The following is a 23,546-nucleotide window of genomic DNA, read 5'->3' as shown; positions in this document are numbered from 1 at the left end:
TCGAGCATTACAACGAGCAGCATCCGCACAGCGCGCTGAAATATCGGTCACCAAGAGAGTTTAGGCGCTTGGCAGCAGCATCAATTTAACGGGGAGTTGGTGTCCGGTTTGATAGGGGCAAGTCCATCTGGGACCTTGGGGGATACTCGATTTTTGATATATCTCTAATAGATAACCAGTCAGGCAGTGAGGTATTCACTATCGCCGGTAAGGACTGCGATTCAACCGTCGTTAAAAAATTCGACGAGCTCGTGCGCTAGGTCTAAGCAAGAAGGTAAAGCGGCAAGCGCAACTACTCACACTGACCTCCGGGTCATAAACGCGCCGAAATTGGCGCAACCCCAGTCCTTGGGCTTGCAGGCAAAAGACTGGTAAATCCTTTAGCCTGCGCTATGGCAGGAGGCTGATGTCGTGCCAGAGAGCAAGGTCGTCGGCGGTGTCGCTTAAGTCGGCCTGTTTCGAACTTTCAATCGCATCAGCTATGCCTTTGAAAATTTCCTTGGCTTCTTTGCTAAGTTCATAGGGCGCCGGGTCGTTCTCGTCGACCCTTATATGTTTGTCACATATTTTGACTATCGGGATTTTTGTTTGAATCAGGTTGCCGACTATCACTTCCCTGGCTTTGCAATGCTCATCAAGAGAGGTGCCAGCGTTATCCACGGCATCGCGAATTAGCTTCGATTTTTGTCTGTTAGTGGTCATTGGCCTTCCCTACTGGCTAATTTTAAGGCCCAAAGCTACTACGGCGCTGACAAAGCAAGGTACTGGCATTCCATCCACGCTGGATGCCCGGACAGGAGTCAGTATGTAGTGGTCAACTAATCCCGGACACGACGTTAAGTTTTTTCTCGGCCTGAGCCGGTGGCAGCCCACCATTAAATTGGTGCGGTCGAATCCAGTTGTACCGGTGCATCAAAAAATGGCTGATATCCCGCTGAGCTTGTTGGGCCGTCGTGTAGCCCATGGTCGGTATCCACTCGGTTTTCAGGCTCCTGAACACCCGCTCCATCGGCGCGTATCCCAACAATTTCCTCGCCGGCTCATGCTCTGACGCATGCGATATCGCCAAAGGCGCTGGCGAAAACGCCGACTTCCATATTGCGAGCCTTGGTCGGAGTGGAACAGCAGACCTTGAGGCTTCCCTCGCTGCTCGTAAGCCATGTCCAAGGCCTTGATGACCAAGTCCGCATCCGGCTTTCCCGACAACGCCCAGCCCACAACACGGCGGGCAAAAAGATCTAGGACAACCGCCAGATACTGCCATTTCCCTTGAGCCCGGATGTAAGTGATATCGCCACACCAGACGTGGTCAGGAGTGGGCACATCAAACTCCCGGTTCAAAATATTAGGAATGTCGGGCCGCTTGACCGTCGCCTTTTTGTAAGCATGCGATCCCGGTTGTTTGCTGACCAACTCCAGCTCGCGCATCAGGCTGCGCACTTTGAATCGCCCGATCTGCTCGCCGTCGTCCTGCATCATGGCCATGATGCTACGGCTACCGGGAGCACTGCGGCCTTGGGTGAACAACTCGTTCACCCGACTGCGCAATCGAAGGCGCTCTACATCCGGTGTGCGGCGCCTGAGACGCCGAGCGTAGTAGCACGAGCGGGGCACTTCAAACACCTTGCACAGCCAATCAACCGGCTCGTGGATGCTCAACTGGTCAATCAGCGCGAACGCTCGAGATCTTCCGACATCAAGAGCGCGGTAGCCTTTTTTAAGATCGATTTTTCCCGCTCAAGGCGAGCAATCCGGGCTTCCAACTCTTGGATTTTCTGCTGTTCCGGGGTCAGCGCTTTGCTCTGCGGGGTGACGCCCGTGCGTTCTTGTTGCACCTGGTCGACCCATCGGCGCAAAGCCGACTCCCCGACACCAAGCGAGCGGCTGGCCTCAATGAAGCTGTAATCCAGCTTGAGAACGAGGTCGGCAGCCTCGCGTTTGAATTCAGGGGAAAAGGTACGGCGTTGTTTGGTCATCTGACACCTCGTTCTGGCGAGCATTCTCGCCTAAATGGGTGTCCGGTTTCATTAGACCACTACAGGCTGACGTTAGTACCCAAGCAAGTCCAAGTATCGGTTTACGCCTCGAAGCAGCGGGCATGGGTCCTGAGCGATCCAGTCTGCAATTTCTATCCGCGAGTTGAAAAGCTTATGAACCGGGCGAGTCCAGGGCGGCATCAGATATTCACCTAGTCTGTAGGCATTCAACTCGGTGCCTTCTACGACGACGAATAGCCACTGCCACAACTCGAAAATTCCGGCGTGTGAAATGAGTGAATTATTTACTGCGAAGTTTAGAACGTCGCCACGTTGTGAGTTCGTTAGCATGGGCAATCAACGTTCCTTGCAGAGAGTGAAAAGCCCGGCGGGCCGGGCTGTGCAGGAAGCGCGTCCCTACTCATCAATCGAAACAGAGTTAAAGGCGAACAGCACTTTGTACTGGACTAGCATGAGATCTGGTATGGCCTCGGTGGCGTACCGGACCGCCTCGGGACACTCGCTTGCGATCAACATTCCGCGAGGTCTCTTACCATCTTGTCGGGCGTACCAGCCGAGGTAACGGGCAATCTGGCCAACTGCAGAATCCTTCGCCTGTCCGACCTTCAGTTCAATAACAACACGGCGACCTGCCGCGTCCTCTGCGAGTATGTCGACTCGGCCAACTTCGATATTGACCTGGCGATCGACGAAGCGCAGGCCCTTCTCGATGCTATCGAGGTTGCGAACCAAATGGGTTTCGACGTCCCGCTCCAGGGTAATGGAGGTTTCTACAAGCTCCTCGATACTGGCATCATCGCTAGTTTCAAATTCATTCGACTGACTCTCAACAGAAGGCGCCCATGTATTCACTCCATGCACTTGTGGGCTGTATCGGTGAAAACGCCCGTCTTCAGATCGGTAGAGAAAACGATCTGCCCATTTGTGATGGATGTAGGCCTTAGGATTGTTTACAGCGCATGCATAGAGATGTGCGGTCAGGGTGCCTGGTGCCCATTCGCCTGGAAATTTGCCTTCGATGTGGTCTTTGATTTGCTTCCTTGTTACGCCGCCGGTTGCTTGCTCAACGAAGCTGCGAAGGGCTTCTGCCATAGTCGTCATGCTGAGATCCTAAGTTTACCTTGGAGTGTGAAAAAGCCCGGTGGGCCGGGCTATGATCGAGGTTCAGCTTTGTATCGTTTCGCGAAGCTCAACTAAGTCCTTTGAGGGGATTACATAGGTTCTCGACAGCATGTCGCCGACCCGCTGGCATCGTGCGGACTGGGAGTAGATGAATATCGTGATAATCCCCAAGGGCGCTTCTATATGCCTGGTTAACCCTCGAATGAAGGTCTGAATAAAGCTTGGCGTGCCACCTGCGCCGTTGATGACGACCAATCCAAATACGTACTTGCCCGGAGTCCGTCCTTTGAAAAGCCATTCACAAAGAGGGTAGAGAAACAGATACACAAAGATCAGCTCAAAGCCTGCAAACGGAAGACCCTCCTGACTGTAAAGCCAGAGGCTAATCAGGATAATCGCACCATAGTCGATGACGTAGGCGCCGATACGCCGAATCAGTAAAGATGTCCTAGATACTTCCATTGGTTGCTCCCTGCGCGGATACAGCGGCCTGTCTGATGCAAGTCAAAGCCCGGCGAACCGGGCTTGGGGGATCATTTTCGCTCGTAACTTTTACGATGTTTCCGTTTTCGTCCGCAGTTATTGAGTGTTCGCCAGTTTTTTCGTCGTAGAGGCGCAACGCTACTACGCACCGCGATCAGTCGGCTACTGGCATTCCATCCACACTGGATGCCTGGCCAGGTCTGATCAACGCATGCTTGTCTGCTCCGAAGCGTCCCGGTTGAGGTGGCTATGGATTCACTTGCAGTGATCCCAGTACGCTATTGGCCTTGCTAAACTCGGCCGCTTTCGTACGTCAGTAGGTACGCATAAGAAGAGTGACTTGCGAGCCATTGCTTTCGGTTTTGTATTCTTTTCCTACCTGCAAATTGGCTTTGACGTGGCCGGACTTGTGTACGTTACGTTTCTCGTCCTGGAAGTCATAAACGATGTCCGCTTTCGCTTGGCCGTCAGGGGAGAGTTCTGTAACTACGCAACCGATGTATTCAGATGATGCAGTTCCCTTCGCGCCTTGATTATTTGAGGCGGCAGCTGCTACATGCCCTACGATGCTGGCGCAGTTACCAGAATAGGAATCGACCCTCACTTGGAGAAAAAACGGCTTGAGGTTTGGATCATTCTGATCTACGTCCGCTTCGTAAATGGTTTTCCCGCCGTAGGTCATTTCTTGATGGCTCATAGCTGGTATATGCGGGAACTGCTCAGTGACCGCTTGCTGGGCCGCAGCAGATGTAGCCCCCAGGATGGTGAGTAAAGAAAGGGTGTTTCTGATACGAGAAAGCATGCTGAATTTCCTTTTTATGGAACACCTCTTTTTCTTTTCGGCGCCGTGCTCCGAATCTTTATGACAAGACGCAAAATTGGTCATGATCCGCCACCGGATTGATTAATGAATCTGAGGATCGGCCAAATGTGGGTTTGAGCTAGAGATCAGAGATGCTAGATTTCCGCCCTAAACACAGAGGGAACGACATGCGGATTTTGATAGCGGCGGTAGCGGTTTAGGAACTTCAAGATGGGATTCGCAACGACACTCTGGGAATGGTATGGGCAGAGGGAGTTCAAGCGGGTACTCGCCGTTTGTGAAGTATTTCCTGCTCTGGAATTCTTGGCGATGAGTGCAGATGAGCAGCGAGAAGCTATTCCTGACTGCCCTGCATGCGAAGCCTGGTCCATGACAATGTTGCCGTTGAACGAGACCTTGGTGGCCTGTGGTAATGCCATGCCAAGCGAAGTAGAGCGCGGCCTCCAAAACCTCTGGCAACTATGTAATGGCCTGTCTGAAGAGGCTTTTCGTTGTGGTGACCGGTTGATATTCGATCATCAAGATTGGCGGCCCGTCCGTGATTCAGCTACAGATCTGCTTGGGCTGATGGGGCATCTGGAGATAAGCCCTTTTCTGAATGATCTGACGGTTGATTGCCATAACGAGGTCAATGGGTACGTTGCTGCAAAGCCCGAACGTTCTTAACAGGCACGAAAAAGCCGAGGGAAAATACCCGATGAGCAAACTATCGGCACTGATAGCGGAGGCAAGCGAAGGGCTCTCCCTACAGGAAAGAATCCCTGACGCAAAATGGATGGAGGTTGCGAAGAAATGCGGGCGTGAGGAAGTAGCGGATATCCAAAAACGAATAGAGTCGCTCAAAGCAGAGTTGGTATCAGTTGAAGACTGGGATGGCGACACTCAAGATGAAATAAACGTGGCGATTTTTCGGTTTTCCAACCTATTGAGACTTGCGTCTGACGACGACTGATTGGCCTCAGTTTAAGGCAGAGAGGTGTCTACGAAACCCGGGGCGATTCACCCGCTTGAGTTGCAGCGTCTTAGCAGGCAAGAATGTCCGGAATGTAATGTTGTCCAATTTATTGTTTAATAAGAAAATAATTAGGGATTGCAACTCCACCTACGCCAGTTCGATTCCAACCCCGGCCTCCACTCTTAAAAACCCCGTAGATTACCGTCTACGGGGTTTTTTATACCTGCGATTTACGATCCCTTCCGCAACGCTTCAGATGTGTTCCGCAACTTCACTGTTCTGACCGGATTACATACTGGATCACCTCTTCAAGGGTGCCTATGTCTGGAGCGTTGCTCGCTAATGCTTCTGGTTGGCACCATGGATAGTCCAGGTGGGATACCCACTCCATGATGGTGTGAAGATCGGTAGGTGGCAGGGTTTTCATATGCTCGATGGTGATAGTGAGCCGCTCGACAAGTCCCGACTCGGGATTGAACTGCCATCCATATTGACCACAACCGACTCGGACCTCGCCGGAGTTTTTGTCGGACATAGCGACCAGCCATTGGCATTGGAACGTTTTGCTATCCGGCTCCGGTGGGTGTCCCAGACAAAAGGTATAGACGTTTTCGAATGTCTGGCCGAAGCGTCTGACCAGTACGTCGCCGATGGACTCGAGGCCTTCAACGTGGGGTGGAAACGAGATAGACCCCGTGTGTACCACCATCTCCAGTTGTGCATCCGGCATAAAAGCCTGGCGCAGCAGATGCGGGCGGTTACTGTCCTTGGCGTTTATGTACTGCTGAATCGACCGTTGAGCTGTGTTCATTGTTTGTCCATTGCATCCATTCGTTGTTGTTGAGGGCAGTGCCGGCATCCAGGAGCGCTTGTTCGAAGGAAAACGAGCAGCCGATGGTGAAGGCAACCAGGTCATCCTGCCACAGGGGCTCTATGTCTGGCAGTTCTTCGCTCATGCGCTAGGGCGGCAAAAATTTCTGAAGGAGCCCCGCTTGGTTAACTGTATCGACCAGTCGACCGGCTGTGTAGGGCAGATGTTGCGTGGACGTCGGAGCTTTCACCCTTCCTGGGAAGGGCGCCTCGCATAGACGGCCAAAACAATGCGTTCGGAATGAATGAGGTATTCAAGCATTGCGTCGCGAGCTTTGGCCATCTCGTTGCGTTCAACGAGTTCAAGAATCTGAAAGTTCATATCGACGTAGGGCTCATGCAAGAACTCGGCGTCCTGCAACAGCCCAAAAGTCAGCCGTAGCTCTGCAAGTATGCGCCGGAACATGGCGTTCAAGCGTTCACTGTCCGCAAGTTCAACGACGGCCGTATGGAAGTCCATGTTAGCTGTGCCCACTGCCAGCCAGTCCCCCGCGTCCCGCGCTCGCTGGGCCTGTTCTGCCGCTGCGCGCATGTTCTTCTTCGCCGGGTGGCGCGGGTAAGCCTCTGCCAACGCCTGGCATTCGATGAGGCGTCGCACGCGGTAGATGTCGATGACGGCCGCGATGCTGGGAACCACCACGAATACCCCACGGTTGGGCTCGTGTCGTAACAGGCCGTCTTTGGCCAGCGTCCGGAATACTTCGCGCAGGGTGTTTCGCGAGATGCCGAGGTTTTCGCTGAGCACCTGCTCGGACAGCCGTTGCCCAGGTGTGAATTCGCCTTGGGTGACTTGCTGACGCAACTGTTCGGCGATCCGCTCGTTTAGCGTCTGGGCTACGAATGAAGGGGAGGCGGGAAGGGGCATCGAGCGGACTTCTGAGTGGCAGGGGCGATTGGATTCTAGCAGGTTTTGCCCTACTCGCAGTGTCGCTTTTTCCTGTAGGGCTGAAACGAATTCATATTTTGGCATGCATATTGCTTTTTATTATCCGTGTTGGATTGTTGAACAATTCTGTTGAAATGATCATTCAATCGGATGAAGATAGTTGAGTGATCTAAGAAAATAACTCAAACAACTTGGAGAAACGCCGGTGCCCACTGACATCAACTTGTGGCCCTTGCTGGGGGTCGTCGTCATCATCGTGGGCTTCGTCCTGCGCTTTAATCCCATGTTGGTCGTGATTGTCACGGCCGTCGTCACCGCCTTCGCGGCGCACTTTCCGGTCGATAGGATTCTTGCCGCCATCGGCACAGGCTTCATCAAGACACGTAACCTGCCGTTGATCATCCTGCTACCGCTGGCGGTGATTGGCTTGCTCGAGCGTTATGGTTTGCGCCAGCACGCCCAGCGATGGATCAGCAGCATCAAGTCCGCGACTGCGGGCCGCTTGCTGATTGTCTACCTTGGCGCACGCCAGATGACCGCAGCCATCGGTCTTACCAGCCTGGGCGGCCATCCACAAATGGTGCGACCGCTGCTCGCGCCAATGGCAGAAGGTGCTGCCGAAGCCCGTTTTGGGGCACTGCCGGAGAAGGTTCGCCACAAGCTGCGAGCGTATGCCGCAGCGACCGATAACGTCGGCCTGTTCTTCGGCGAAGATATCTTCGTGGCTTTCGGCGCGATCGTGTTGATGACCACGTTCTTGCGTGAGGCGGGCATCGAAGTCGAGCCGATCCGCGTCGCGCTCTGGGGGATTCCGACAGCTGTTTGCGCATTCACCATCCATGCTTGGCGCCTGCGCCGGCTTGACACTTGGTTGATGCGCGAGATGGCCGGCGGCGCCGCGGCCGCGGCGGCAACCGTCACAGTCGAAGGCAAGGAGTCCCGACCATGACGCTCACGATCACGCACCTGTACTACCTCGTCGGTGCCATCCTCGCCATCACCGCGGTGATGACGCTCATGGATCGCCAGCACTCAAAGCGCTATTCCAGTGCCTTTTTCTGGGGCCTTTATTCGCTCGTCTTCTTGCTCGGCGACCAGTTGCCGCCGGTCTGGGTCGGCGTCGGTGTTGTGGTGATGGCGCTGATTGCAGCCTTCGGCGGTGTCGGCATTGGCCGTCACGTGGCCCGCTCGGCGGCGGAGTACTCGGCCAGCGCCAATCTGCTGGGCAACAAGCTTTTCATCCCCGCCCTGGCGATCCCGGTCGTGACCATGATCGGCACGCTGTCGGCGAAGTACCTCGTGGTTGGCGGCATACCGCTGCTCGACCCGAAGAACACCACGATGGTAAGCCTAGGGCTGGGCTGTATGGTCGCGCTTGCGCTGGTCTGCAAGATGACGAACGAAACGCCGATGCAAGGCATCCGCGAATCGCGTCGGCTGACCGATGCGCTCGGTTGGGCGCTGGTACTGCCGCAGATGCTCGGCATGCTGGGCCTCGTATTCTCCGACGCCGGTGTGGGCAAGGCCGTGGCGCATATCACCACCAGCTACATCAACATGGATGTACGTTTCTTCGCGGTGATGGTGTACGTGGTTGGCATGGCGCTTTTCACCATCATCATGGGCAACGGTTTCGCCGCCTTCCCCGTGATGACAGGGGGCGTCGGGGTGCCAGTCCTGGTCGGCATGTACGACGGTAACCCGGCCCTTATGGCAGCCATCGGCATGCTCTCGGGTTATTGCGGCACCTTGCTTACGCCGATGGCAGCCAACTTTAATATCGTACCGGCGGCCCTACTCGAACTGCCCGACAAAAACGCGGTGATCCGCGCGCAGGTGCCCACGGCGCTGGCCTTGCTGACTTGCAATGTTTTCATCCTGTATTTCCTGATGTTTCGCTAAAGAAAAGAAAACAACATGAAGATAGACCTCAATAGTGACTTGGGTGAAAGCCTGGGCGCCTGGCGCATGGGTGACGACCACGCGATGCTCAGCATCGTGAGCAGTGCCAACGTGGCCTGCGGTTTCCACGCTGGCGACGCTGCCGGCATCCTGCGGACGCTACGTCAAGCGGCGGAGCGCGGCGTGGCAGTAGGCGCGCACGTCGCCTATCCCGACCTCGTCGGTTTCGGCCGCCGCCAAATGGACGTGGCAAGCGCCGACCTGCAGGCTGACGTGATCTACCAGATCGGCGCGCTGAAGGGGTTGGCTGCGGTGGCCGGCACGTCGGTACGATACGTCAAACCACACGGAGCGCTCTACAACACCATCGCGCACGATAAGCGCCAGGCACACGACGTGATTGCCGCCATCCGCGCAATCGACCCGTCACTGGTGCTGGTCGGTTTGGCCGGCTCGCCGCTACTCGGCTGGGCGCAGGCAAGCGGGCTGAGCACTGTGGCCGAAGCCTTTGCCGATCGCGCCTACATGCCGGACGGTTCGCTGGTCTCCCGTCGCGAGAAGGGCTCCGTGCTGCACGATGCGCAGGATGTTGCCGAGCGCATGCTTCGCCTGGCGACCGAGGGTGTGGTCACGGCCATTGACGGCAGCATCGTGCGCCTTAAGGCCGATTCGGTCTGCGTGCATGGTGACAGCCCCGGCGCGGTGGAGATGGCGCGGCAAGTGCGTGCGCTGCTTGAGCGTTCGGGCGTCAAGGTCGCTCCTTTCGTCGACATGGGAGTCGTACCATGATGCGATTTCTGCCCGCTAATCTCGACGCCCTGTTGGTCGAGCTAGATGACTTGTCGCAGACGCTGGCGCTGCTTGCATCACTACAGGCCGAGCCCATCGATGGCATCGTCGAACTCGTACCGGCCGCACGCACGGTCATGGTTCACTTCCGGCCTAACACGGTGACGCATGATGAACTCGTCACGCGCATCAGCCGCCGGGACCTCACGGCGCAGATCGAGCGTGCGACCACTCGCGTGGAGATTCCGGTCTCCTACGAAGGAGAGGACCTTGACGAGGTCGCGCAGATGCTTGATCTCTCGCGCGAAGAGGTGATTCGCCGCCATACCGGCTGCGACTACACCGTTGCCTTCACTGGCTTCGCACCTGGGTTCGCCTATCTGAGCGGCGGCCACCCAAGCCTCAACGTGCCGCGTCGCACTACGCCACGCACGCGCATCCCCGCGGGCGCCGTGGGGTTGGCCGGCGCTTTCAGCGGCGTCTATCCGCAGGCCAGTCCGGGGGGGTGGCAGATCATCGGCGTGACTGCCACGCCGATGTGGGACCTAAGCCGTGACGTGCCCGCGCTGCTGCAACCGGGCTTCAAGGTACGTTTCGTCGATGTTTCAGGGCGGCAGGTTTCAGCTTTGCCAGCGCCGTCGACTGGCCCCGTCGAGGTTCCGCTCCACAATGGTCCGGCGCTTGTTGTCCGTAGCACCGGCCTGCAGGCGCTGTTCCAGGATCTCGGGCGCGAGGGTCTGGCCGGGCAGGGCGTATCCGCCTCAGGGGCGATGGATAAGGGCGCACTGCGCGCGGCCAACCGTCTGGTCGGCAATGCGAGCGACATGGCCTGCGTCGAGATCGTCTACGGTGGTTTCCAAATCACGAGCCGCGCAGACACGGTGGTGGCCTTCACCGGTGCCGATGCGCCGATCGAACTCACGCGTGCGAACGGCGCTCGATATCGTGTGCCAGGCCATGAAGCCATCGCACTTTCTGATGGCGACAGTCTATCGCTTGGCGACCCGCGTGCCGGCATCCGCAGCTACCTGGCGGTGCGCGGTGGCTTCGCGATCGCGCCCGTGCTCGGAAGTCGATCGACAGACACGCTCGCGCAGGTCGGTCCGCCGCCCATCAAAGCCGGTGACATTTTGCCGGTACCTGTGGTCACGCATGGCTCCATCGTCGGCGCGCCCGAAACGCCTCGTGCCGATCTACCGACGACGACGCAGACCGTGGTGCTCGATGTCGTGATGGGGCCGCGCACCGACTGGTTCACACTGCAGGCCATTGCATTGTTGGCGAGCCAATTGTGGACTGTGACGCCGCAATCGAACCGCGTCGGCCTGCGTCTGGCCGGTGAAACGCCGTTGATGCGCGCACAGATCGCCGAACTGCCCAGTGAAGGCACCGTGTTGGGCGCGATTCAGGTGCCGCCAAGCGGCCAGCCCGTGCTCTTCCTTGCCGACCACCCGCTGACCGGTGGCTACCCAGTGATCGGCGCTGTCGCCCCTTACCATCTCGACCGTGCGGGGCAGATCCCCATCGGTGCGCAGGTGCGCTTCAACCCCATACGCGCGTTCACCGCGGCCCTCTCTTCCGACCTGCGAGAAACCCCATGAAGAAAGTTCTTATCGCCAACCGCGGCGAGATCGCTGTACGCATCGTGCGCGCCTGTGCCGATTATGGTGTGAAATCCGTCGCGGTGTATGCCGACGCCGACATCGACGCGATGCACGCTCGTATGGCCGATGAGGCCTACGGCCTTGACGGCCAGCGCCCGGCCGACACCTACTTGAACATCGAAAAGCTGCTCGCCGTGGCCGACCGCTGTGGCGCCGACGCGGTACACCCCGGATACGGTTTCCTTTCGGAAAGCGCAACTTTTGCCAGGGCCGTGATTGGCGCGGGCCTGAAGTGGATCGGCCCTTCGCCGGCAGCCATCGAGGCACTGGGTGACAAGGTGCAGGCGCGCAAGATCGCCCTGGCTGTCGGTGCGCCGTTGGTGGCTGGCACGTCGGAGCCCGCGCGCGATGCGCAGGAGGTCGTGGCCTTTGCCGAGAAGAACGGCCTGCCGATCGCCATCAAGGCGGCCTTTGGCGGTGGCGGCCGCGGCATGAAGGTCGCATGGCGGCTCGACGAAGTAGCCGAATTGTACGAGTCGGCGGTGCGTGAAGCGGTCACTGCTTTCGGCCGTGGCGAGTGTTTCGTTGAACAGTTCCTCGATCGGCCTCGTCATGTCGAGGCGCAGGTGATCGCCGATACGCACGGCCATGTCGTCGTGCTCGGCACGCGCGATTGCTCGTTGCAGCGGCGCAACCAGAAGCTGGTGGAAGAAGCCCCCGCGCCCTTCCTCAGTGATGAGCAGCGTGAGCGCATCCATCAATCGGCGCGCGATGTGTGCGCGAAGGCAGGCTACGTCGGTGCGGGGACTGTCGAGTTTCTGTTGAGTCCCTCCGGAACAATCTCGTTTCTGGAGGTCAACACGCGCCTGCAGGTCGAGCATCCAGTGACCGAAGAGACAACGGGCATCGACCTCGTCGTCGAGCAACTGCGCATCGCCGATGGCTTGCGGCTGTCGGTCACCGAGACGCCGAAGCCGCGCGGTCATTCTTTCGAGTTTCGCATCAACGCCGAGGATGTGGGGCGCGGCTTTCTACCCGCGCCGGGGTTGGTGCATCTGTTCGAGGCACCGTCGGGGCCCGGCGTGCGCGTCGATACCGGCGTGCAGTCGGGTTCTACCGTCCCAGGTACATTCGATTCGCTGATGGCCAAGTTGATCATTACTGGCGCCACCCGTGCCCAGGCTATAGCCCGCGCGCGCCGGGCGCTGAAGGAGTTCCGAATCGAAGGGGTGCCATCGGTGCTTCCTTTTCACCGGGCGGTGATGGCGCACGCCGATTTCACATCAGCCGATGCTTTCAGCGTGCATACGCGCTGGATCGAGACAGATTTTGCCGACACGCTGGCGGCCGCTGTACGGCCTGAACCGCTGGCCGATATCGCGCTGGTACGCACGGCCGTGGAGATCGATGGCCGAAGGATTGCGCTCGGGTTGCCGGCTGAACTGCTGCGCGGGCTACATTCCACTGCGCCGTCTGCTGAGCGCGAGGGGGCTGATGTGTCTTCCATTTCGACGGATGCCGCCGCCGTTGTAGCCCCGATCTCGGGCACCCTGCAGTCCTGGAACGTCGCCGACGGCGACAACGTGGCTGTGGGCGACACCCTCGCATCCATGGAGGCGATGAAGATGGAAATGCAAGTCACGGCACACCGCGCAGGACGCATCACCCTAACGGTGTCCGTGGGCTCGACCGTCGCCGCAGGCATTGCAATCGCAAAAATTGTGAGTTGATGAGAGTCGACTCGTTCGCCCTGGGCTCGGCTCAAGACGACTGAATTATTCGCTGTTGTAAATGGACGTTAACCGGCAAGAAAACAGATACGGCTTATAACGAGCTTTCAATTTTGGTTGAAGGTTGTGATTTTTTAGACGGGGTGAATAAATGATTGATGTTGCAACTCAAATGAAACGGACAGCTTTGGTTGCTTTTATGGCAGTAGCATCGGGGTGTTCGTCACCGCCAGAGCGCAGCGCTGATTCCACCAAACCTACTGAGCCACTCGCGGATTCTCACTTTCATATTTCCAACTATGCCTTCCAAGGCACAACGCTGCGCAATCTGGTAGACAACTACATGTCGACGGGTATCACGCGCTCGGTCGTGATGCCACTGCCACTGCAACAACGATGGGACAGTTTTGAGGGGTACCAAGCAAATTCCGGAGGGGATGCGTTCGGGCCGAACTACTATATTGGGCCGAAGTCAGATCTTTATTACTATGCATTCGCCGATGCCATGTACGCCAAGGAATATCTTGAACTGCCCCGGGAGTACCAAGAACGATTAGATCTCATGATCACGGGATTTAATCCCATGGATCGCTATGCCGTTCAGCATCTGAAACGGGCGATACTCACGTACCCCGGGGCATTTGTTGGAATCGGTGAGTTTACAATTCATAAAGAAGTCGTCTCCAAGAAAATCGCGGGTGAGCCAATCAGCCACACTGCCGCAGGCGATATTCCATCGGACGTTCACAGCGCTGACGAGACGATGTCCCTGACTTCAGAATCACTCTCCAGCCTTCTCCAGGAAGCTGGCGAAATAGGGCTCGTGGCGACGCTTCACAACGATGTCTATGATTCGGATGTTACACACACCGGTGAAGTAAAAGCTCTCCACCCTGAACGGAATTATGAGTCAGAACTGAAATCGCTGTGCTCAACGGCCCCCAAAACGGTCACTATTTGGGCTCATACCGGTTTGGGGCGATTCGTCAAACCTACAAAAGACCACTTGGCAATCGTTGGTCGAGTCTTGGATAGTTGCAATAATTGGCTGGTCGATATTTCTTGGGATATCGTACAGGAAACGATTCTTCATCCTGGCTCAGCAATGCCATCGACTGAAGAATGGACTGCATTTCTAGATAAATATCAGGACCGGATTCTTTGGGGCTCTGATACCGTTATTTTCGGGCGCAACAAGTTCGAGGTTCTTCCAGGTGCCGGAATGACCGTTGCCCCCGGAAAATTAATGGCCGCCCAAGACTATAAGAGTGTTTCTAAGATCCTGGATCCGGTGTTTGCGACATTGTCGCCTCAGGCTGCGGCGAAGATAAAATATGAAAACTATGTGCGCGTTTTTAACGGGGCTCGTCTAAAAGTTCGTGCGTGGGAACAGCTTCATCGAGACGCTAACGTCTGGGACATCAAAACGCCCAAGACTCCCGATCTTCGCCCTCAGTGAGTCGCACCGCTATCAGCCTATAGCGACCAGGTATTTGTAGCCTTTCCAATACATTCAATACCATCAAGTTACACGATAGGCGTGACGCACTTCATTTTGAACGGTCTTATCCATCGAGCATTAAAGCTTGTGACTAGAGAGTGTTGTGATGAAGTTGAACAACCTAACTAAGGCGGCACTGATTGTCGCGTTGTTATCGTCCCTGTCGGGCTGCTGGATATTCATGCCGCCGGGTGGTGGTGGTGGTGGTGGTGGTGGTGGTGGTGGTGGCCACGGCCAGGGCGGTGGCCATGGCGGTCCGGGCGGTCCCGGTCTGCGTTAAGTAACGGCTTATTGGGGCAAGCCACGCTATTCATCTTGATGAGGCGTGGCTTGCCTTTTTTTTGCCCGGCTTAAATCACAGGCAAAGAAAAGCCCGCGATGGGGAGAGCGGGCTAAAAGGTGTTTCTCTAGGAGCTGAAACAACACTAGGCGTTCACCTGTGAAAGCTTTGTGAAAGGCTTGAGCCAATGTGTCGATGGCCAGTTTGCTGGTGCTGTCGCTGTACCCGAGGCTGTTTTCCGTTAAGCGCCGGGGCTGCGCTGACGTCAAACGGGCGAGATGGTCGCCAGCAGACCGATGCCAATGGTCAGCACCAAAAAGCCAAACAGGAAAATTGCCATCTTGGTCATAAGGCCTCCGAAGGGAAGGGGGCGGCAGGAACATTCCTGTCGCGCTCGACAAGGGTGTCGGGAGTGGCCCTATTGTCCGCCTCGATGACATTTCGATACAGGCGCAGATAGTAAAGAAAAAACCGTATCAGATGCGCGCGCAACGCTTTGGCCTGGGGGGGTGGAGAGGGCTGGGTTTATCAAGATCAGCAGGTGAGCCATGTCTTGAGGGTACGGCGCGCCACCTGAGACAGCCGCAGCATTTCCCCCTAAGATGGCGCCCACAGCCTCAACAATAAGAGAGGGCCGACCCTCGATGGAAAGACGTCAATTCAGCGGTGGCATGAAAGGCAAGAACCTGCGCTACCTCAATGAAATACCCGGCCAGCCGGCGTCAGCCACCCGCGTTGGCTTCCTGCTGCTCGAACACTTCTCCCTGCCGGCCTTCACCCAGACCCTCGACACCTTCGTCACCGCCAACCTGTTGCGCCCCGAGTTGTTCGCATCGCGCACGTTCGGCTGGGGCGACGGCGAAGTCATCAGCGACCTGGGCCTGGTGATCCGCCCGGATGCACGCCTCGACGTGGCGGCCCTGCAAACGCTGGAGTTGTTGGTGATCTGCGGCGGCTTTCGCACCGAACTCAAGGCCAGCGACGACTTCATCCACCTGCTGCGCAATGCCGCCGAGCAGGGCGTCAGCCTGGCCGGCTTGTGGAACGGCGCCTGGTTCCTCGGCCGCGCCGGCCTGTTGCAGGGCTACCGCTGCGCCATCCACCCCGAACATCGCCCGGCACTGGCGGAAGTGTCGAAGGCGGCCCACGTCACCAGCGAACCGTATGTCATCGACCGCGACCGCCTGACCGCCTCGAGTCCGTCCGGCGCTTTCCACATGGCGCTGGATTGGATCAAGGGCCTGCACGACAAGGCCTTGGTCGAAGGTATCGAAGATATCCTGGCCTTCGAGGAGTCCCGCTACCGGCGCATCAAACCGACGGAAAACATCTGCGTCAGCGCGCCGTTACGCGAGGTGGTGAAACTGATGGACGCCAACCTCGAAGAACCCTTGGAGCTCGACCAGCTCGCCGTCTACGCCGGCCGCTCCCGCCGCCAGCTCGAACGGCTGTTCAAGGAACAACTGGGCACCACGCCGCAGCGCTATTACATGGAACTGCGGGTGACCGAGGCGCGCCGGCTGTTGCAACACACTGAGTTGTCGCAGGTGGAGGTGCTGGTGGCGTGCGGGTTTGTTTCGCCGAGTCATTTCAGCAAGTGTTATAGCTCGTATTTCGGCTACAGGCCGTCGAAGGAAAAGAGGTTGGTCAAGTAGTGCGAGTGAAGCGTATCGATGAGATCTGTGTTGCCAGGTAGGCATTTGCAGGCGCGACTGAAGCGCTTGCCAGTACCAGCAGTTCGAGCGTCTCTCCCTCCAACTCCAAGGCACCACATAAGGCACGCACCGTCGCATCCGGAGTCTCGGCGGCGGTGAGACTCACGGATTGGCGCTTGAGTTTACTCGCGACGGCATTGATGTCGGTAAAGCCGCTAACCTCTGCGCCAGCGCCGCTGTTCGGACACGTCAGCTGCCCCCGAACGATACCCATGCGTTGCTTGCTGTGGCTATGTACGCTCAAGACCAGAGACGTCCCGTCGCCAGCGACCCAATTGCCCGCCAGGGCGTTTTCAACGGGTAACAGCGTGGATGGCAAAGGGGGCTCAACGTACAGCGGTTTTTCTATCCGACGATAAACCAACTTGTCGACATAGGTTCCCGGGGCGGCAAGTTCGGGGAAGTCGCTGGTCGCGACCAACAGATGGGACAACGTCAGCGCATCGCCCGCAACCGTCATACTCAATTGCCCACTCAACCCGGAAGTCCAGTTCCAGCTAGGGTCGCAGGAGTCGGCGCCAAGAGCGTGCCAGTTGATGGCCAGCGCGATGGGTTGGTTCTTTTCACGGCTGGCGCCCGCGCCCAGGGAAAAGCCGCATACCGGATACTTGCCGGTTGAGCCTGTCGAAGAATGATAAGTGCCGTAGATTCGCTGTCCGGACACCTCCAGGTTCATGACCGAGCCGTAGTCGTTCTTCCAGGTGCCGGCGACCGACACGGTTTCATTCGAAGGGCCTGGGAGGGCGAGTTTTCCATTGACGATTGCGTGCGTTCCCGGTGTGAAACGTTTTGATGACGAGCGCGTGATGATCTGCGGGCCATCAGCACGATTGAACAGCCAGACGCCTACGGGGGCCAATGAATAGACCTCATGACTGCATTTCACGACTTGATACTCGTACACCGTGTAGCAGTGCTCCATTACCAGCGACCCCACCAGCACCAGGTCAGCCAGGCCCAATGGTGCGAACTGAGGCAAGCGCTCACCTTTTTGCGGGCCTTCTTCGATCAGGCAGTTATAGAGGTCGGCACCCAAGGTGATCTCGCCGTCGGCAAACCCCAGCACGATGTCGGGTTCTCCCCCCTGCGCAATACGAGCCAGGGTCCGGCGCATCAAACCATCGTCCCCCTTGAGCTGCGAAGAGCCTGAGTCGAGCGCAAACTTGATGTTGCTGGCCATCAGCTCTGAGCCGACCGAGTAGGATTTCAGGTCGGCCGACCAAATGTATTCCACACCCGCTAATGTGCTGTAGACCGACCACGGCAGAAATAACTGCGCGCCTTGGGTTTTCGTGGGATCCACGCCGCCCATTTGGCAGCTGCCGGTGTGGGCCTGGTTATCCCAATCAAATGCGACGAAGGGGTGATCGGGTGACAGTTGGCCTTCACGCATTAATGCCTGGAGTAAAAAGGCGCTGCGCCCCTCGACGTAAGCACTGCTGCAAGGTAAACCCAGGCCGCCGTCCCAATCGAGTTGCTTGAATTGTTCGCCGTCATAGGCTGCGGCCAGCAGCAGTTGAGTCTCCAGTGGCGTACCGCAGGGCATTGTCAAAACGTCTGAGGCGGACTCCACTTGCATCGTGCCCCAAGGGCCAAAGCTGTAAGGCCGCTGCAAGCAGTCGGTAAAGGCAAAGGTGCTCGAAGCCTGGAAGTCAAAGCGGCTACCGGCAAAATGCACGCACTGGTCAGCGGGACAAAGTGCCGAGGTGATCCAGTTCATGTTGGTGCCAGAATCGATTGCGAACTTCAGCGGTTGGCCAGGGGTGCCGAGTTCAAGCGTGCAATACCAAGGCGAAGCACCGTTGTTCTGATAAGGCCCGCGCCGCATGGGAAAAACCAGGCAGTTGTCCAAGTGTTTATTGCTCATGGGAACTCCGTTTCCATTCGGACTGATAGGCGCCCGACAGGTGTCGGTGCCCGGAATAGGGCGCTAGAATGCGCCTGGCGATATTCAGCCCGATCTGCGTGGCAGCCACTGCCAGCGGCGAACCCTTCGGGTTGTCGGATTCGACGCTGAACTCAGGTGGTTTCAGCGTAACGCCTGGCCTTCGGTTTCCGGCATGAACGCGGCAAGAATGACCGTGACCAACAGAAATGCATTGATGATGGTGGTCGTCAGGTTGAACGACGAGCCGTAGGCGATCAGCGCGCCGATCAGCGACGGCGCCAGTACGTTCGCCACACGCTGGGCGAAAATCGCCCAGCCATAACCCACAGTACGCAACGCGGTGGGATACAGCTCACCGATCCATGTACCCCACACCCCCCATGCGCCGAGGCTGAAGAAGGCCAAGGCGAAATTGCTCAGGTAGAGCATTTCCAGGGTCTGGGCGTTGGCGAAACCATACCCCGCCAGCACCGATGCGCTGATAAACGCCACGATGACTTTTTTGCGTCCAAAACGCCCCGTCAGATACGACGCGGCCATATACCCAGGGATCATGCACAGCGCCGACAGCGCAATAAAACCGTAGCTCTGCGGCAAACTCAGGCCGCGCTGCTGCAGCAAGGTGGGTAGCCAGGTTTGCAAGCCCCAGTAACCCCACGAGAAGGTAAAGTTGACGGTGATTTGCAGCAGGCTGACTTTGAGCAGGGCACGGCTGAATAGCTCACGCTGGTGTCCGGAAACCGTGCGATCAACCTGCAGTTCGCAGTCCTCAGGTATGCTCACCGCCCCTTGGCTCAATACGGCAATCGCCGCTCTGGCCTCCTGTTGCCTGCCGGCGGAGGCCAGCCAGTAAGGCGACTCCGGCACCCAGCGTGCCACGGCGATCGCCCACAACCCACCGAGCGAACTCAAGACGATGATCGCGCGCCAGCCTTGCGGCAGTAACCACACCGTGGCACCCAACGCCAGCAGCATGCCAACAGGCCAGCCAGAAGCGAGATAGACGGTCAACGAGCCGCGCTGGCGCACCGGCAGAAGTTCCTGATAATGCGCGAAGGTCACCACCATCATGCCCACGGCTGCAACCCCGGACAGCAAGCGCAAGGCATACAGGGTTGAGTAATCGGGTGCGAATGCACTGGCCAGGGAGACAGCTCCGTAAGCGCCCAGGCTCCAGACAATCGCGCGTTTTCGCCCGATGCGTTCGGCAACTTTGCCCCAGGCCAACGCACCCAGCAGCATGCCGATGAACATCGCGCCGATCAGGTGGCCCACGGCAAGGGCGTCCAGGCCAAACTCCGCGGCAATCAGTGGTGCGGTGTAGACAATGATCATCATCTCCCAGGCTTCAATCGCAAAGACAAAGAACAGCACCAGGCAACACTGCAGGTGAGTACGGGTGAGGGGGAAATTTCGGAAGACGTCGCCCACGTTGCGGGTGTGTGAGTCCGGCGTAGGTTCCGGGTGAACGGCATGTAGCGTTGAGGGAATATCACGCATGGTGGCGATCCTTTTTGCGAGTCAGGCGCTGACACGGTTGCCAATTGGCGCAGGGGCGCGGAACAAACCAAACCGCTCGATTTCAGCTTCCGGTGGCGGCTCACAACTGCCGACTCGACTCGGACGCCAGCCAAACCGGCGTTTCATACCCGCCATCGCTTCGGCCACCTTGAATGCCGCGACCACCGGATCTATCACCGGCACGCCGACTTCCCGTTGCACCTCCTCGAAAAAGCCGAACTCAATGGTGCAGCCGAGGATCACGGCTTCGGCACCGTCCTCTTCGACTGCGCGGTGGGCTTGTTCGATGATCTTGCGACGGGTCACGGCATGATCGCGCTGGAACTCGTCGACGCCCATGCCCAACGGACGCAGCGAAGCCAACCGGGAGCCGGCGCCATAGCCTTGCACGCGCGCACGCATCTGCTCGATCCATTTATTGCGCCCGACAATGATCGAAAAGCGATTGGCCAGGTGTTCCGCCACCTGCAGGCTCGCCTGGCAGGGCGCGACGACCAGGGTTTCACCGGAAATTTCCCGTGCGTCTTCCAGTGCCGGATCGTAGAAGCAACCCAGCACTAGCGCGTCTACACCCGCCTGGGCGCAATCGCGGGCGATATGCACGGTGCGTTCATACGTAAGGGCCTCGTAGGCGCGGTATTCCAGGTGCGTTGGGCTGGGCGTCATGTCGAACGACACTACCTCCACCTGAGTGGAGGGTTGTTTGATGCGGTGCAACAGCTCAGCGATGGGCGCGTCAAAGGTCGGGCAGCCGATCGGGTTGAGCCAGCGCACGGTCACTGCAATGTCTTGCGGTGCGATGTTGAAGGTTGAACTGTCCATACGGTATTCCTCGATAAGTGTGTTGAATGGCACTAGAAGAACTTCACCAGAGCCATGGTCAAACTATTGGAATAGGGCAGGTTGTCGCTGTGGTAGTAGTCGAAGTTCAGGTTGGCCGACAGGTAGAATCCCTGTTTGCTGAAACCGGTGTAGGTCATCGCCGGGCCGATCTTGCCTTCGCGGGATTCCTTGAAGTCGGACGCCGAGCGATTGTTGATGTGGTAAGAATGATGGACGCCCAGCCATACATCGTCGGTGACCAGATACCCGGCGGCGATGTCGGCCAGCCAGAAACTGACACCGCCGCGCAGGCGTGTCGGGTCGCCGCTGCCGAGATCGGTCGCGTGCCGATTGCGCGCGGCGTAGTGAATGCCGGCCGGCGTAAAGGTGGCGGCGAAACGGCCCAAGCGCAGGTAGTTGGCGACGCTGAAGCTTGCGCCATAGCGGTTGGCAAACGCGCCGTAACCCGTGCCTTCATCATTGCCGTTGGGAAACTCCAGGGAGAGCGTCGGGTTGATCCAGAAGGTGGTGAAGTCATCGGAACCATAGGCACTGGTGGGTTCCACCACGTTGTAGTAATACGCCAGGCCGAGGTTCGGTGATGCCACGCCCCACGAGCCGTTGTTGCGAGCGCTGTTGTCATTGCTGTAGCCCGTGTCGGCGCCGACCCAAAACTGCAATTGGTCGCGCTGCGTCCCGGTAAAGCCGGTTTCCGAAAAGTACGCCAGGACAGTGTTGCTGCCCGCGCGCACGCTGCCCGTTGTGGTGCGGCTGAATACAGGAAACGATTCCAGGGCCCACTGTCCGGGTACGCCCGGTTGGGCGAAACCGATGAACTGTTCAGCGTGTGCCTGGGGTGTGATCCCCAAAACCCAGGCAAGCGTAGGCGCTACCCATAAACGAGATGAGTGTTGCAGTTTCATGAGGGTGCTCTCTTTTTGTTGTTGTTCTTGACGGTCGAGCAGCAGGCGGGGCGCGGGAGGCGCCTCAAGGTCACGTCACCAGGCCGTATACCGACTGAGCGGTGGCCGCATCGAGGTAGCCGTTTTTCACGTCGTTGCGCACCGCGTCCGGATCTCGTTGGCTGGCGGGGCCATACCCTCCGCCCGCGCCGGTGCGTACCCTGACCAGATCACCCGCGCTCAACGCGATGCCGCTGGCCATCGCGTGGCGTTCGCGCTGACCGTTCCGGCGGATGACTTCGACGTAATTGGGCGTGCCTTCGGCCCCTTGTTCCAGGCCCCAAGGCGGAACGACCGAGCGGGTGTAGCCGCAGGTCATGAAGCTGCCATCGGCGCGAATCCGATAATCGATGCACACGCCACGGCCGCCTCGGAATTGCCCATGCCCGCCGGCTTCATCATTCAAGGCCATGCGCTCGACATACAAGCCATAGCGGGCTTCACAGACTTCGACGGGGCAGTTGTAGGTTTCGCCATGCAGCCCGGAGTAGACGGCATTGTTGCCATCGCGCCCGGGTTCGGCGCCCCAGCCGCCGATTTCCGGTTCGACCAGGGTGAACAGGCGGCCCGTGTCCGGGTGAATACCACCAATGATCGTGGCGCACACCGAGGCAAAATTGCCGGCGGGCAACCGGTCAGGAAAACGTTGGGCCAGACAGCACAGGATCAGGTCGTGAACCCGGATGAGGTTCTCGAAATAGAAACCTTCGGCGGCCGGTGGCAGTGCATCGAACAGCGAGCCGGGGCGGGTCAACACCCTGAGAGGGCGAAAAGTGCCGCCATTGGTAATGCCTTGGGGGGCGGTCAAGGCCTTGAATGCCATCTGTGCGGCAACGACGGTGCCGTCGCGACTAAGATTGGTTGGCCCTTGGCATTGATCGGGGTTGTCGCGCAGATCGACGACCATTTCGCTGGCGCGGATGTCGATCCGGACCTTGAACAGGCTGCCGTCATCCTGCAGTTCTTCCAGACTTAACTGCCCTGCAGGCAGTTCGCCCAGAGCCTTGAGGGACACCTTTTCGCCCAGGTCCATGAAGTCTTTCATCGCCAGCAGAAACAGTGCGCTGCCGTACTTGCTCGTCAGCTCGCGCAGGCGCGCGGCGCCACCGCGCACGGCAGCCACCCCGGCCCACAGGTCACCCTCCATGAAATCCGGCATCCGGGTATTGGCGCGCAGGATCTGCAACACCGAGCGGATTGGCTGGCCTTGGCTGATCAACTTGACCGACGCCAGGCGCAGACCTTCCTGGAAGATGTCCGTCGCTTCCGTTGACAAAGAACCCGGCACTCGCCCGCCGACATCGTTCCAGTGCGCGATATTCGCGGTCCAGGCGACCAACTGGCCTTCGGCAAAGACCGGCATGGCCAGTACCACATCGTTGAGGTGAGTCACCGCACCGTCGTGGGGGTCATTGCTGATGAAGACGTCTCCGTCCTCGATGTCCTGCGGCAACGGATGGTGCTGCAGAATTTTCTTCACGGCCTTGTCCAACACACCGACAAAGGCCGGAATACCTGCGCCGGAACTCGCAATGTCGCCGTGCGCGTCGGTAATGCCGGTGCCCATGTCCAGCACTTCATAAATCACCGGGCTCATCGCCGCGTTGCGCATGGCGGTGAACATTTCGTCGGCAATTGCCTGGAGCGAGTTCTGGATGATGTCGCGGGTAAAGATATCTAGGGTACTCATGGCAGC

General features: G+C 58.1%; 21 protein-coding genes and 2 pseudogenes. 10 read left to right on the top strand and 13 right to left on the bottom strand.

Annotated features, from left to right (window positions below):
- Window positions 1-390: 390 nt before the first annotated feature.
- The 5 genes and pseudogenes from TU80_RS07950 to TU80_RS07920 all read right to left on the bottom strand — a co-directional run bounded on the left by TU80_RS07950 (window position 391) and on the right by TU80_RS07920 (window position 4,488).
- The gene (locus TU80_RS07950; protein ID WP_057004210.1) at window positions 391-702 is read right to left on the bottom strand and encodes a hypothetical protein; all 312 of its coding nucleotides are present in this window, start codon (window positions 700-702) and stop codon (window positions 391-393) included.
- A gap of 112 nt (window positions 703-814) precedes the next feature.
- Window positions 815-1,976, bottom strand: a pseudogene (locus TU80_RS07945) (IS3 family transposase).
- A 417-nt stretch (window positions 1,977-2,393) separates the two neighbouring features.
- Window positions 2,394-3,098 (bottom strand): endonuclease NucS domain-containing protein, encoded by a 705-nt coding sequence (locus tag TU80_RS07930; RefSeq protein WP_057004207.1) that lies wholly within the window; start codon window positions 3,096-3,098, stop codon window positions 2,394-2,396.
- 63 nt (window positions 3,099-3,161) lie between these two features.
- A complete protein-coding gene (locus TU80_RS07925) occupies window positions 3,162-3,581 on the bottom strand; it encodes an RDD family protein (RefSeq protein WP_057004206.1) in 420 nt (139 codons plus the stop codon).
- A 334-nt stretch (window positions 3,582-3,915) separates the two neighbouring features.
- Entirely contained in the window at window positions 3,916-4,488 is a 573-nt protein-coding gene (locus TU80_RS07920; protein WP_134939334.1) for a hypothetical protein, read from the bottom strand.
- 147 nt (window positions 4,489-4,635) lie between these two features.
- Between TU80_RS07920 and TU80_RS07915 the strand changes: the two genes are divergently transcribed.
- The gene (locus tag TU80_RS07915) at window positions 4,636-5,091 is read left to right on the top strand and encodes a hypothetical protein (RefSeq protein WP_057004204.1); all 456 of its coding nucleotides are present in this window, start codon (window positions 4,636-4,638) and stop codon (window positions 5,089-5,091) included.
- Window positions 5,057-5,377 carry a hypothetical protein gene (locus tag TU80_RS07910; protein WP_234427214.1) on the top strand — a complete coding sequence of 107 codons (321 nt, stop codon included), beginning with the start codon at window positions 5,057-5,059 and terminating at the stop codon, window positions 5,375-5,377. Before TU80_RS07915 ends, TU80_RS07910 begins: the two co-directional genes overlap by 35 nt.
- A 274-nt stretch (window positions 5,378-5,651) precedes the next feature.
- Here TU80_RS07910 and TU80_RS07905 read toward each other — a convergent pair whose 3' ends face one another.
- The 3 genes and pseudogenes from TU80_RS07905 to TU80_RS07900 form a co-directional block, all read right to left on the bottom strand.
- Window positions 5,652-6,191, bottom strand: coding sequence for a hypothetical protein (locus TU80_RS07905; protein ID WP_057004202.1), 540 nt, complete (start codon window positions 6,189-6,191; stop codon window positions 5,652-5,654).
- A gap of 19 nt (window positions 6,192-6,210) precedes the next feature.
- Window positions 6,211-6,327 (bottom strand): annotated as a pseudogene (locus TU80_RS32620) (D-glutamate cyclase family protein); the annotation flags it as partial.
- A 110-nt stretch (window positions 6,328-6,437) separates the two neighbouring features.
- Complete coding sequence (locus tag TU80_RS07900) at window positions 6,438-7,115, bottom strand: GntR family transcriptional regulator (RefSeq protein WP_057004201.1); 678 nt, start codon at window positions 7,113-7,115, stop codon at window positions 6,438-6,440.
- Between the two features lie 226 nt (window positions 7,116-7,341).
- On the opposite strand from TU80_RS07900, the gene TU80_RS07895 reads away from it, so the two are divergent.
- The 8 genes from TU80_RS07895 to TU80_RS07865 all read left to right on the top strand — a co-directional run bounded on the left by TU80_RS07895 (window position 7,342) and on the right by TU80_RS07865 (window position 16,597).
- Window positions 7,342-8,085 carry a DUF969 domain-containing protein gene (locus tag TU80_RS07895; protein ID WP_017846362.1) on the top strand — a complete coding sequence of 248 codons (744 nt, stop codon included), beginning with the start codon at window positions 7,342-7,344 and terminating at the stop codon, window positions 8,083-8,085.
- Window positions 8,082-9,038 (top strand): DUF979 domain-containing protein, encoded by a 957-nt coding sequence (locus TU80_RS07890; RefSeq protein ID WP_017846361.1) that lies wholly within the window; start codon window positions 8,082-8,084, stop codon window positions 9,036-9,038. The genes TU80_RS07895 and TU80_RS07890 overlap by 4 nt, the downstream gene beginning before the upstream one ends.
- Before the next feature lie 15 nt (window positions 9,039-9,053).
- A complete protein-coding gene (locus TU80_RS07885) occupies window positions 9,054-9,827 on the top strand; it encodes a LamB/YcsF family protein (protein WP_057004200.1) in 774 nt (257 codons plus the stop codon).
- On the top strand, window positions 9,827-11,428 hold the full coding sequence (gene pxpB / locus TU80_RS07880) for a 5-oxoprolinase subunit PxpB (RefSeq protein ID WP_057004219.1): 1,602 nt from the start codon (window positions 9,827-9,829) through the stop codon (window positions 11,426-11,428). Before TU80_RS07885 ends, pxpB begins: the two co-directional genes overlap by 1 nt.
- On the top strand, window positions 11,425-13,161 hold the full coding sequence (locus TU80_RS07875) for an acetyl/propionyl/methylcrotonyl-CoA carboxylase subunit alpha (RefSeq protein WP_057004199.1): 1,737 nt from the start codon (window positions 11,425-11,427) through the stop codon (window positions 13,159-13,161). Before pxpB ends, TU80_RS07875 begins: the two co-directional genes overlap by 4 nt.
- A gap of 151 nt (window positions 13,162-13,312) precedes the next feature.
- Entirely contained in the window at window positions 13,313-14,620 is a 1,308-nt protein-coding gene (locus TU80_RS07870) for a hypothetical protein (RefSeq protein WP_134939335.1), read from the top strand.
- 154 nt (window positions 14,621-14,774) lie between these two features.
- Window positions 14,775-14,942 carry a hypothetical protein gene (locus TU80_RS33025; RefSeq protein WP_169796382.1) on the top strand — a complete coding sequence of 56 codons (168 nt, stop codon included), beginning with the start codon at window positions 14,775-14,777 and terminating at the stop codon, window positions 14,940-14,942.
- Window positions 14,943-15,613: 671 nt separating this feature from the next.
- Window positions 15,614-16,597, top strand: a complete 984-nt coding sequence (locus TU80_RS07865) for a GlxA family transcriptional regulator (protein ID WP_057004197.1) — start codon at window positions 15,614-15,616, stop codon at window positions 16,595-16,597.
- Here TU80_RS07865 and TU80_RS07860 read toward each other — a convergent pair.
- From TU80_RS07860 to TU80_RS07840, 5 genes are all read right to left on the bottom strand, one after another.
- Window positions 16,590-18,524, bottom strand: coding sequence for an avidin/streptavidin family protein (locus TU80_RS07860; protein ID WP_057004196.1), 1,935 nt, complete (start codon window positions 18,522-18,524; stop codon window positions 16,590-16,592). The two genes, TU80_RS07865 and TU80_RS07860, sit on opposite strands and share 8 nt — an antisense overlap.
- Window positions 18,525-18,686: 162 nt before the next feature.
- Complete coding sequence (locus tag TU80_RS07855; RefSeq protein WP_057004195.1) at window positions 18,687-20,045, bottom strand: MFS transporter; 1,359 nt, start codon at window positions 20,043-20,045, stop codon at window positions 18,687-18,689.
- 21 nt (window positions 20,046-20,066) lie between these two features.
- Window positions 20,067-20,888, bottom strand: a complete 822-nt coding sequence (locus TU80_RS07850) for an aspartate/glutamate racemase family protein (RefSeq protein WP_057004194.1) — start codon at window positions 20,886-20,888, stop codon at window positions 20,067-20,069.
- 32 nt (window positions 20,889-20,920) lie between these two features.
- Window positions 20,921-21,811 (bottom strand): hypothetical protein, encoded by an 891-nt coding sequence (locus tag TU80_RS07845; protein WP_017846353.1) that lies wholly within the window; start codon window positions 21,809-21,811, stop codon window positions 20,921-20,923.
- A gap of 70 nt (window positions 21,812-21,881) precedes the next feature.
- Window positions 21,882-23,540 (bottom strand): hydantoinase B/oxoprolinase family protein, encoded by a 1,659-nt coding sequence (locus tag TU80_RS07840; RefSeq protein WP_057004193.1) that lies wholly within the window; start codon window positions 23,538-23,540, stop codon window positions 21,882-21,884.
- Window positions 23,541-23,546 lie beyond the last annotated feature (6 nt).

This window comes from Pseudomonas veronii, from assembly GCF_001439695.1.
GTDB lineage: Bacteria > Pseudomonadota > Gammaproteobacteria > Pseudomonadales > Pseudomonadaceae > Aquipseudomonas > Aquipseudomonas veronii.
Note: the sequence above shows the minus strand (reverse complement) of the source record. Positions and strands in the feature narration are given on the sequence as shown.

Excerpts from the sequence above, each read along its gene's own strand:
- TU80_RS07850 (WP_057004194.1), bottom strand. The coding sequence starts at position 20,888 with ATGGACAGTTCAACCTTCAACATCGCACCGCAAGACATTGCAGTGACC.
- TU80_RS07950 (WP_057004210.1), bottom strand. The coding sequence starts at position 702 with ATGACCACTAACAGACAAAAATCGAAGCTAATTCGCGATGCCGTGGAT.
- TU80_RS07855 (WP_057004195.1), bottom strand. The coding sequence starts at position 20,045 with ATGCGTGATATTCCCTCAACGCTACATGCCGTTCACCCGGAACCTACG.
- TU80_RS07870 (WP_134939335.1), top strand. The coding sequence starts at position 13,313 with ATGATTGATGTTGCAACTCAAATGAAACGGACAGCTTTGGTTGCTTTT.
- TU80_RS07920 (WP_134939334.1), bottom strand. The coding sequence starts at position 4,488 with ATGACCAATTTTGCGTCTTGTCATAAAGATTCGGAGCACGGCGCCGAA.
- TU80_RS07890 (WP_017846361.1), top strand. The coding sequence starts at position 8,082 with ATGACGCTCACGATCACGCACCTGTACTACCTCGTCGGTGCCATCCTC.
- TU80_RS07875 (WP_057004199.1), top strand. The coding sequence starts at position 11,425 with ATGAAGAAAGTTCTTATCGCCAACCGCGGCGAGATCGCTGTACGCATC.
- TU80_RS07915 (WP_057004204.1), top strand. The coding sequence starts at position 4,636 with ATGGGATTCGCAACGACACTCTGGGAATGGTATGGGCAGAGGGAGTTC.
- TU80_RS07860 (WP_057004196.1), bottom strand. The coding sequence starts at position 18,524 with ATGAGCAATAAACACTTGGACAACTGCCTGGTTTTTCCCATGCGGCGC.
- TU80_RS07910 (WP_234427214.1), top strand. The coding sequence starts at position 5,057 with ATGGGTACGTTGCTGCAAAGCCCGAACGTTCTTAACAGGCACGAAAAA.
- pxpB (WP_057004219.1), top strand. The coding sequence starts at position 9,827 with ATGCGATTTCTGCCCGCTAATCTCGACGCCCTGTTGGTCGAGCTAGAT.
- TU80_RS07865 (WP_057004197.1), top strand. The coding sequence starts at position 15,614 with ATGAAAGGCAAGAACCTGCGCTACCTCAATGAAATACCCGGCCAGCCG.
- TU80_RS07930 (WP_057004207.1), bottom strand. The coding sequence starts at position 3,098 with ATGACGACTATGGCAGAAGCCCTTCGCAGCTTCGTTGAGCAAGCAACC.
- TU80_RS07845 (WP_017846353.1), bottom strand. The coding sequence starts at position 21,811 with ATGAAACTGCAACACTCATCTCGTTTATGGGTAGCGCCTACGCTTGCC.
- TU80_RS07900 (WP_057004201.1), bottom strand. The coding sequence starts at position 7,115 with ATGCCCCTTCCCGCCTCCCCTTCATTCGTAGCCCAGACGCTAAACGAG.
- TU80_RS07925 (WP_057004206.1), bottom strand. The coding sequence starts at position 3,581 with ATGGAAGTATCTAGGACATCTTTACTGATTCGGCGTATCGGCGCCTAC.
- TU80_RS07840 (WP_057004193.1), bottom strand. The coding sequence starts at position 23,540 with ATGAGTACCCTAGATATCTTTACCCGCGACATCATCCAGAACTCGCTC.
- TU80_RS07885 (WP_057004200.1), top strand. The coding sequence starts at position 9,054 with ATGAAGATAGACCTCAATAGTGACTTGGGTGAAAGCCTGGGCGCCTGG.
- TU80_RS07905 (WP_057004202.1), bottom strand. The coding sequence starts at position 6,191 with ATGAACACAGCTCAACGGTCGATTCAGCAGTACATAAACGCCAAGGAC.